A 1,291-nucleotide genomic window follows, 5' to 3' on the forward strand; every position below is an offset into this window, starting at 1 on the left:
CGCCGGCGGGCCCCGCGCATTCCCCCGCGGCCGGGGCGGCGCGCGGGTGGGCGTGGACCCGGGCGGCTCGTTTGGGGGGGGGTGGGGGCCGCCGCTCGGCTCGGCCGCCCCGGGGCCGGTCGCCGATCGCGTATCCGCGGCCTGGTGGTGGGGGTGCGCTCGCCGGGATGATCCCTCGGCACCCGGGTCCACATCGGTATCGGTCGCCCGCTTCCTTTCGGCAGATGCGGGTTCTCCGGCCGAGTCGGGAGCCTCGCTCGTGGCGTCCTGTGGCCAGGCCTGCGGCGGAGCAGCCGCGTCGGCGGGCTGTGCCGGGCGCCCCACCTCCAGCGCCCGCGGCCCACGGCGACGGCCGTGCGAACGGCCGTGCGTCCCGGACTTGTTCACCCCGTGTCCCCGTCCGTGCGCGCCGCCCGGATCGGGTTCGGGTGCGGGCGTTTCCGGCGGCGGGCTCTTGGGGACGAGGGTGAATCCGCAGACGGCGATGTCGCGGGGGAGCAGCGCGCCCGCGACCACGGGAGCGCGGTACTGGAAGCCGAGCCACCGGCGGCTCGCCTCGTCGGCGAAGTCCGGCGGGTCGAAGGGCAGGCACTGCGGGTCGGGCAGCTCGTCGGCGCGCCAGAGCACCGGACGCTCGCCCGCCCAGAACGGGCGCTCCCAGACGTAGGGCAGGCCCGCGTCGGCCAGGATCTTCATCCGGGAGGAGGAGAAGCCGCGGCGGAACTCCCCGCGTTCCCAGTGCGCGAAGGCGCCCCAGCCCATGCCGGTGTCGAAGGACACCAGGTAGGTGTGGTCGGAGGCCAGCGGGCGGACCAGCAGTTCGGGCAGGTCGGCGGGGTCGGGCAGCCGCGCCGCGCGGGTGCACACCACGGTCAGGCCCGGGTAGCGGCCGATGTAGACCTCGTCGGGGTCGGGGCCCGCGCAACCGGCCAGGGTGCCGATCATCTTGGGCACGATCTCGAACTCGCCGAACAGCTGCTCGGCCAGCGCCTGCGCGGCAGCCGGATCGGGATCACGGTGCGCGCGCAGCACGGCCGCCGGATCCTCGGCGTCGACATACCAGAGCGTCGAGGCAGTGGACACCATCACCGGCACCTCCCGAGTGCTGAGCGAGTCTTCTCGCTAACTACCCGCAACCGTACGTTCCATCCGGTGGTTCGGGCGAATCGGATGGTGAAAATGTACTTGGAGCGGGGGCTCCAGGGGGTGAATCGGGCAGAAGCCGGTGTGTCCTCGGCTCTCAGTGGCCGCTGCTGCGCACTCCGAGCAACACGTCCTCCCAGGATGGCAT

At 73.7% G+C, this 1,291-nt stretch carries 1 protein-coding gene; it reads right to left on the reverse strand.

From position 1 onward, the window contains the following. A partial coding sequence (locus tag QH283_RS26760; protein ID WP_280505706.1) for a DUF6928 family protein occupies positions 1-1,086 on the reverse strand: 1,086 nt, incomplete at its 3' end. Positions 1,087-1,291: the final 205 nt, after the last annotated feature.

This window comes from Nocardia farcinica (assembly GCF_029867845.1).
GTDB lineage: Bacteria > Actinomycetota > Actinomycetes > Mycobacteriales > Mycobacteriaceae > Nocardia > Nocardia farcinica_A.